The organism is Streptomyces sp. NPDC002044, assembly GCF_040296725.1.
GTDB lineage: Bacteria > Actinomycetota > Actinomycetes > Streptomycetales > Streptomycetaceae > Streptomyces > Streptomyces antarcticus.
The window spans coordinates 1-7,827 of record NZ_JBEOXU010000217.1 but is presented as its reverse complement, the minus strand read 5'-3'; the positions used below and the strand labels follow the sequence as shown (position 1 = coordinate 7,827).

General features: G+C 76.4%; 6 protein-coding genes and 2 pseudogenes. All 8 read left to right on the top strand.

From position 1 onward, the window contains the following. The first annotated feature begins 602 nt into the window (after window positions 1–602). Window positions 603–1,145 carry a hypothetical protein gene (locus ABT106_RS29950; protein ID WP_351283625.1) on the top strand — a complete coding sequence of 181 codons (543 nt, stop codon included), beginning with the start codon at window positions 603–605 and terminating at the stop codon, window positions 1,143–1,145. An 89-nt stretch (window positions 1,146–1,234) separates the two neighbouring features. After that, on the top strand, window positions 1,235–1,672 hold the full coding sequence (locus ABT106_RS29945; RefSeq protein WP_267726199.1) for a phage tail protein: 438 nt from the start codon (window positions 1,235–1,237) through the stop codon (window positions 1,670–1,672). A 1-nt stretch (window position 1,673) separates the two neighbouring features. Next, window positions 1,674–2,399, top strand: a complete 726-nt coding sequence (locus ABT106_RS29940) for a CIS tube protein (protein ID WP_351283621.1) — start codon at window positions 1,674–1,676, stop codon at window positions 2,397–2,399. Beyond that, window positions 2,396–4,255 (top strand): VgrG-related protein, encoded by a 1,860-nt coding sequence (locus ABT106_RS29935; RefSeq protein WP_351283619.1) that lies wholly within the window; start codon window positions 2,396–2,398, stop codon window positions 4,253–4,255. The genes ABT106_RS29940 and ABT106_RS29935 overlap by 4 nt, the downstream gene beginning before the upstream one ends. A 73-nt stretch (window positions 4,256–4,328) precedes the next feature. Then, window positions 4,329–4,826, top strand: coding sequence for a GPW/gp25 family protein (locus ABT106_RS29930; protein WP_351283616.1), 498 nt, complete (start codon window positions 4,329–4,331; stop codon window positions 4,824–4,826). Beyond that, window positions 4,826–6,790 carry a putative baseplate assembly protein gene (locus ABT106_RS29925; protein WP_351283613.1) on the top strand — a complete coding sequence of 655 codons (1,965 nt, stop codon included), beginning with the start codon at window positions 4,826–4,828 and terminating at the stop codon, window positions 6,788–6,790. Before ABT106_RS29930 ends, ABT106_RS29925 begins: the two co-directional genes overlap by 1 nt. Then, window positions 6,787–7,344, top strand: a pseudogene (locus tag ABT106_RS29920) (phage tail protein); the annotation flags it as partial. The gene ABT106_RS29925 and the pseudogene ABT106_RS29920, both read left to right, overlap by 4 nt. 182 nt (window positions 7,345–7,526) lie before the next feature. Further along, a pseudogene (locus ABT106_RS29915) lies at window positions 7,527–7,827 on the top strand (hypothetical protein); the annotation flags it as partial.

Sequence of the window (7,827 nt, the reverse complement as noted above, 5' to 3'; positions counted from 1 at the left end):
GGCACCGGGGCGGCGGCCCCGGGCCCGCCGCGCGGCAGGCCGTACCGGTCACAGCGGTACCGGGAGCGCGGAACCTCCGCGAACCGGAGCCGCCGCGTGCCCCGTCGGCCCTCCCGGCGCCGACGCCCCGGCCCGTACCCGTCGTACAGCGGGCGGCCGCGAGCGCCGGTGCGCCGTTGACCTCCGCGCCCCGGCCCGCAGTGCCCTCGCGGACGGTGCGGCCCGTCGGCTCCCCGGACGTACCCGCGTCCGTCCCGGGGCCGGGGCCCACCACGACGCCCCCCGAACCGCTCCTCGCCGGAGCGCCCCACGTCCCCGTGCCCCTTCCTCCCCCGGGGTCGGGCACGGGGACACGCAAGCCCCTCGTACGGCGGGTGCAGCGCGCCCTGCCCGAGGAGTCCGTGGCCAGGGTCCGCCGGCCCCTCATCGGCGCCCCGATCAAGCCGGCCCTCACGCCCGTGCCACCGCCCGCACCGCCTGCACCCCGGCTCGCGGCACCGCTCCAATCCCCGCCCCCGGCAACGGCACCGGCCCCCGCCCCCCTGCCCCTCCCCTCCGTACGGATTCCCGCGCCCCGGATCCAGCGCGCACCCACGGCTCCGGTGCCCCTGGCCTCCCGGCGGCCGCTCACCCCGGCCGGGCCCGCTCCGGAGCCGTGGCCCGCGGCTCCCGCCGTGCTGCGGCGGACCTCCGCCGTGGCCGCCGGAGCGGCGCCCCTCCCGCTCGCCGCACTCGGCCCGCGCGTCACCCCGGGGACGCCCGCCCCGGCTCCGGCGCAACCGGCCCCGGCGCCGCCCGCACCCGCGGTCCCGCCGCGAGCGGTCTCCCTGCAACGGATCCCCCGCCCGTCCGCCGCGGCGCCCTCCGCCCCTCCGACTGCGGCGCCCCCGCGGGCCGCCGTTCCCGCGCCCGTACCGTCCGCCCCGGCCGCTCCACCGCCCGTCTTTCCGCACCCCGGCTCCCCGCACCCCCCCGCCCAGGCCGCCGAACCACCGCACCCGCCGCAGCCCGAGGCCGAGCCGCAGCCCCCACCGCAGGCCGAGCTCGACGCGCTCGCCCGGCGCCTCGTCGCCCCGCTCTCGCGGCTGCTGCGCGCCGAACTCCGCGGGGACCGCGAACGCCTCGGCCGTCTCCGCGACCGCTGACCGCGCCGTACAGACCCGCACCGCTCGCCTCGCCCCGGCACCGCCCCGCCCCGCCCCGCCCCGGCCCGCCCCCGAACAGAGAGTCCCGCATGCCCACGCCCCCCGACCCCGGCTCCACCGTCTTCTTCAAACTCAGCATCGACGGCCAGAACCTCGGGCTGTTCAACGGCTGCGACGGGCTCTCCTCCCAGGTCGAGGTCGAACAGCACCAGGAGGGCGGGAACAACGGGTTCGTCTGGCAGCTGCCGACCCGGGTCACCTTCTCCACCATCCGCCTCACCCGCCCCCTCACCGCCGACACCGCCCGCGTCGCGGCCTGGATCTCCTCCCTCGCCACCGGCATCACCCGTCCCACCGCCCAGATCGCCGCCCTGCGCGCGGACGGCTCCGTCGTCGCCCAGTGGGGCCTGGTGGAGGTACTGCCGGTGCGCTGGACGGGCCCGACCCTGAACCCCGCCTCGCCCTCCGTCGCCACGGAGACGCTGGAGATCGCCCACCACGGGTTCACCGACGCCGGAGGGGTCTGAGATGCCGGCCCCCACGGGCGGCCGCGCCGCCGCCGGGCTCTCGCGGGCCTCGCTCGCCGTCCACCAGCCGCCCGCCGTCCTCGGCGGCTCCGTCGGCGGCCTGATCGGCGAGGTCCGCTTCCAGTTCAACCCCCGCCAGCTCCAGCTGTCCCGGTCCGCCCACTGGCGCTCGGATCCCGCCGTCGCCTACACCCGGGGCGCTCCGTCCAAGTTCACCGGCGTCAGCCCGGCGCAGCTGCGCGTCGACGTGTTCCTCGACTCCTCCGGCACCCCCGGCTCCGGCACGGTTCTCAAACAGGTCGAACTGCTGCTCTCCTGCTGCGAGGTGAGCGAGCAGAGCGTCACCTCGCAGGCCCCGTCGCCGCCTTGGGTGAAGTTCTCCTGGGGGTCGTTCAGCACGGTCCAGTTCACGGCGTACGTGACGAACGCGAGCGCGACCTACACCCTGTTCAGCCCGAACGGCACGCCGCTGCGCGCCACCTGCTCGCTCGCCCTGACCGAGATCCCGATGTCCGTCAAGGGGCAGAATCCGACCTCCGGCGCCCTCTCGGCCCGCCGGGTGCACCGCACCGTGGCCGGTGACACGCTCGCCTCCCTGGCCTGGCGCGAGTACGGCGATCCGACGCGCTGGCGGGTGATCGCCGAGGCGAACGGGATCGACGACCCGATGCGACTGCGTCCCGGGACCGAACTCCTCCTCCCCGCGGGCTCGGAGCGTGCCGCATGAGCGAGAACACCTTCACCACCGTCCTGCACGTCGTCCTGGGCGGCTCGGTGCTGCCCGACCCGCTCGCCTCGCTGCTGACCGAGGGCTGGGTGGACGCGAGCGTCAATGTTCCCTCCGCCTTCCACCTGGTCTTCTCCGATGGCGACGGCACCCTGACCCGGCGCTATCCGCAGCTCACCGTCGGCTCGAAGGCGGTGATCAGCCCGTTCACGGACGGTGTCCGCGGCACCCCGCTGATCACCGGGGAGGTCACCGCGATGGAAGTGGACGCCGAGCCGGGCGCGGGCCGCCGCCTGGTCCTGCGCGGGTACGACCCCGGGCACCGGCTGCTGCGCAACCGCAGGGTCGCCGGGTACCCGCAGATGACGGCCTCCGACATCGTGCGGCGCCTCGCCTCCCAGAACGGGCTGGCCCTCGGCAGGGTGGCGGCCACGCCCACCGTGTACGAGCTGGCCACCCAGCCCGGCACCACCGACTGGGACTACCTGAGCCGGCTGGCGGCGGAGAACGACGTCCGGCTCTCCTTCGACCCGGACGGGAAGCTCGACTTCGCGCCGCTCGCTCCCGCCGCGGGCGCGCCCGCGGACACGACGCCCGCGCTGCGGAGCCCGTACGTCCTGGAGTTCGGGCACAACACGCTGCAGAGCCGGGTGGCGCTGACCTCCTCCGGCCAGGTCGGCCAGGTCACCGTGCGCGGCTGGGACATGCTGACGAAGCGGCCGCTGGCCGCGCCGGCGCCGGCGGGCACCACCGCGGACATCGTGGCGGACCTCACCCCGGCTCAGCTCACGGCACCCTTCGGGAAGGCCGGGCTGGATGCCACCCGCGTCCCCTACACGGCGCCTTCGGAGGTCACGCACGCCGCCCGGGCGCTGGCCGACGACGTGGCGGGTTCCTTCGCGGAGCTGGAGGTGGCGGTCACCGGCAATCCGGGGCTGATGCCGGGCCGGCCGGTCGCGGTGAAGGGCGCCGGGTTCCCGTTCGAGGGCAAGTACACGGCGACCGGGGTCCGTCACGTGTTCGCCTCCGGGCAGCCGTACGTCACCTGGCTGACGGTCTCCGGGCGCCAGTTCCGCTCGCTGTACGGGCTGGCCTCGGGCGGTACCGGAGCCGCCGAGCCCGCGACGCCGCTGCCGGGGGTGGCGGTCGCGCTGGTCACCAACGTCAAGGACCCGCTGGGGCTGGGCCGGGTACGGCTGCGCTTCCCCTGGCTCTCGGACACGTACGAGAGCGGCTGGTGCCGGGTCGCCCAGTTCGGCGGCACCGGTGGCGGCGGGCTGCTGCTGCCGGACGTCAACGACGAGGTGCTGTGCGCCTTCGACCGCGGCTCGCTGGAGCACCCGTACGTCCTGGCGGGGCTCTACAACGGGGTGGACAAGGCGACCCGCGAGCCCGACGGCGTCCCGGCCGTCGACCCGACGTCCGGGAAGGTCAACTGGCGTTCCCTGACGGCACGCAGCGGTCACACGGTGGAGCTGCTGGAGCGGACCGGGGCGGCCCGCGCGTCGAGCGGCATCCGGCTGACCACCGGCGACGGCGGCGTGACGGTCCAGCTGAACGAGGCGCGGACCACGCTGACGGTCAGCAGTGACGGGACGGTGACCATCCACGGGGCCCGTGGCGTCGAGGTGGACTCCGGCGGCGATCTGACGCTGTCGGCGCGGGGGGCGCTGAAGCTGAGCGCGGGCCGCGGACTGCACCTGAAGGCGGGGCTCGGCATGGACGTCAAGACCACGCTCGGCTTGGACGTGCAGACGCCGGGGCGGGTGGCGCTGCAGGCGGTCGGCAACGTCGGCATCACGGCGGCGACGGTGTCGCTGATCGGCGTCACGACGCGCAACGGGCTGCCGTTCTGAGCGCCCGCGTCCGCACCGGCGGCCCGGTGCGGGAAAGCGGTCCGCGACACGAGGAGATGAGGGGAACGAGCGGATGAGCGAGCACTTCGTCGGGGCCGGCTGGGCCTTCCCGATGCGGACCGACCCGGGCGGCGCCATCGCGCTGTCCCGGCGGGACCGTGAGGTGGAGGAGGCGATGCGCCTGGTCCTGGCGACGGCCCCCGGGGAGCGGCCGATGCGTCCCGAGTTCGGCTGCGCGGTGCACGACCTGGTCTTCGCGCCGGCCAACGACGCGACGGCCGGCCGCATCCGGTACGAGGTCCGCACGGCCCTGGACCGGTGGGAGCCACGGATCGAGGTGCGGGAGGTGACGGTGACCCCCGCACCGGACGACCCCGCCGTGCTGCACATCGACGTGCGGTACGCGGTGCGCGGCACCAACAACCCGCGCAGCCTCGTCTTCCCCTTCTACGTGATACCCGCCGAGGGCGGCGAGGCCGTGGACGGCGCCGCTGACGCGCCGGCCGCACCCGGCGGCCAGGCACCTCCCACCCGGTACCCCCAGGCCCACGGCGAAAGCGGACGACACTGATGGCCCTGCCCGCACCCCGGCTCGACGACCGGCACTTCCAGCAGTTCGTGGACGACGCGAAGCGCTACGTCCAGCAGCGCTGTCCCGAGTGGAGCGACCACAACGTCTCCGATCCGGGCGTCACCCTGATCGAGGCCGTGGCGCACATGGCCGACCAACTGGTCTACCGGCTGAACCGGGTGCCGGAGAAGAGCCACCTGGCCTTCCTGGACCTGCTCGGCATCACCCTCTTCCCGCCCTCGGCCGCCCGCGCCCCGGTGACGTTCTGGCTGGCCGCGCCGCAGCCGGAGCCCGTCGTCCTGCCCGCCGGGACCGAGGTCGCCACCGGACGCACGGAGACCGACGAGGCGGTGGTCTTCGCCACCGAGCGCGATCTGACCCTGGTGCCGTGCGCCCTGTCGTACCTGCTCTGCCAGGGCGCGGGGGCCGCGCCGGCGGACCGTTCGCAGGAGGTCCGGGCAGGCGTCGACGTACCGGTGTTCACCGAACTCCCGCAGCCCGGCGACCTGTTGCTGTTCGGGCTGTCGGCCGCGGTCCCCGGCTGCACGGCGGTGCTGCGGGTGGACAGCCGGGTCGACGGCGTGGGCGTGGACCCACGGCAGCCCCCGCTGGTGTGGGAGGCGTGGACACCGGACGGCTGGACGGAGTGCGAGGTCTCCTCCGACTCCACGGGCGGGCTGAACCGGCCGGGCGAGGTGGTGCTGCACCTGCCCGCCGGGCACACCCTGTCGCGGCTGGGCGGACTGGAGGCCGGATGGGTGCGGTGCCGGGTGACGGCTCCCCGGGCCGGGCAGCCGTTCTACACCTCCTCGCCGACCGTGCGGGACGCCGAGGCGTTCACCATCGGCGGCACGGTCACGGCCTCGCACGCCGAGTTCGTACGGGAGGAGCCGCTCGGGGAGGCCGAGGGCGTCCCGGGGCACCGGGTTCGCCTCGCGCGCGTACCGGTGGTGGGGGACGTCCTGCTGGAGGTCTCGGACGGGGAGGGCTGGCAGCGGTGGCGGGGGGTCCCGGACTTCTCCGCGTCCGGCCCCGGGGACCGGCACTTCACGCTGGACGCGACGACCGGGGAACTCGCCTTCGGCCCGACCGTACGCGAACCCGACGGCTCGCTGCGCCGGTTCGGGGCGGTCCCGGCCAAGGGCGCGGCCGTCCGGGCCACCCGGTACGCGGTGGGCGGCGGCCGCGGCGGGAACGTGGCGCGCGGGGCGATCCAGGTGCTGCGCAGCTCGATCCCGTACATCGCGCGGGTGGAGAACCGGGAGGCCGCCCGGGGCGGGGTCGACGGGGAGACCGTCGACGAGGCCCGGCTGCGGGCACCGATCGCGCTGCGGGCCCAGGAACGGGCGGTGACCGCGCGGGACTACGAGGAGCTGACCCGGCGGGCGGCCCCGGAGGCGGCCCGCATCCAGTGCCTCGCCGCGGGCACGGAGCCGCCCGCGGGGGCGGGGGCCGCCGGGGAGAACGCGGTCCGCGTGCTGGTCGTGCCGCAGGCCGTCACGGACCGGGGCGGCCGGCTGCGCTTCGAGCAGCTGGTCCCGGGCGACGAGCTGCTCTCCCGGATCACCGGCTTCCTCGACGAACGGCGGCCGCTGGGCACCCGGCTGGCGGTCGGCCCGCCGTTCTATCAGGGGGTGACGGTGGTGGCCACCGTGCACGGCTACCGGGCCGCCGGCGCGGACCTGGTGCGCGAGGACGCCCTCGACGCCCTGTACGCCTACCTGGATCCGCTGACGGGCGGCGCGGACGGCCGGGGCTGGCCGTTCGGCCGCTCGCTGCGGTCGGGAGAGGTCTTCGCGGCCCTCCAGCGGGTGCCCGGCGTGGAGCTGGTCGACGAGGTGCTGCTGCATCCGGCCGACCCGCTGACCGGGCGCCGCGGTGACGCCACCGACCGCGTCGACCTCGGACCGTCCGCGCTGCTCTTCCCCTTCGACCACCGCGTCCGCGTGATCGAGGCCCTGTGAGCGGCGCCGGCGCGAGCGCGCGCGGCGCGCTGGACGGGCTGGCGTCCCCGCATCCGCTGGGCCTCGCGCTGCCCGCCGTGTACGCGGACGACGACCTGGCCCAGCGGTTCGTCACGGGCCTGGACGCGATGCTGGCGCCCGTGTTCAACGTGCTCGACTGCCTGGAGGCGTACTTCGACCCCGCGCTCGCCCCGGCCGACTTCGTCGACTGGCTGGCCGACTGGGTCGGAGCGGAACTCGGCGGCGGCGAACCGGTGGAGGTGCGCAGGCACGCGGTGGCCACCGCCACCGCCCTGCACCGGCGGCGCGGCACCCGGCAGGGCCTGGCCGAGGCGGTGCGGCTGTGCTTCGGGGTCGCGCCCGAGATCACCGAGAGCGGGGGCGCGGCCTGGTCGGCCAAGCCTCTGGGGCCCTTCCCGGGCGCGCCGCGGGCGGCCCTGCACGTCACCGTCCGGCTGCCCGGCCCGGGGCCGGGCGACCGGCACCGGCTCACCGCGGTCGTCGCGGCCGCCCGGCCCGCGCACCTGCCGTTCACGACCGAGGTACGGGCCTCCGGCCCGCCGCCCGCCACGGCTCCGGCGGTTACACCGGCTCCGGCCGCTTCCTCCGGGACACCCGCCCCGGCCGCACCTGTTCCGCGCGCCGCACCCGCCCCGGCCACCCCGCCGGCTCCTGTCAGCCCGCCCACCGCACCTGTTCCGCCCGCTCGGCCTGTTCCGGAAGGGAACTGACCACCATGCCCGTATCCGGGACCACCGCCCCCTGCCCCGAGTGCGCCGCCCCGTCGCGTACGACGGGCCAGTCCTTCTGCGACTCGTGCGGCGCCTTCCTGCGCTGGGACACGGGGAGCGCCTCCGCCGCCCCGGCTCCCCGCGGGGAGGCGGACGCGTCCGAGTCGGCCACCGCCCCGCTCCCCGTGGTGCCGCCGGAGCCCGTACCCGCCGCCGACGACGACGCCGCGGACGCCGCGGACTGCGCCGTCACGGACACCGCCGCCGGGGAATCCGAGGCCGCCCGTGCCCTGCTGGTGCCGGTAC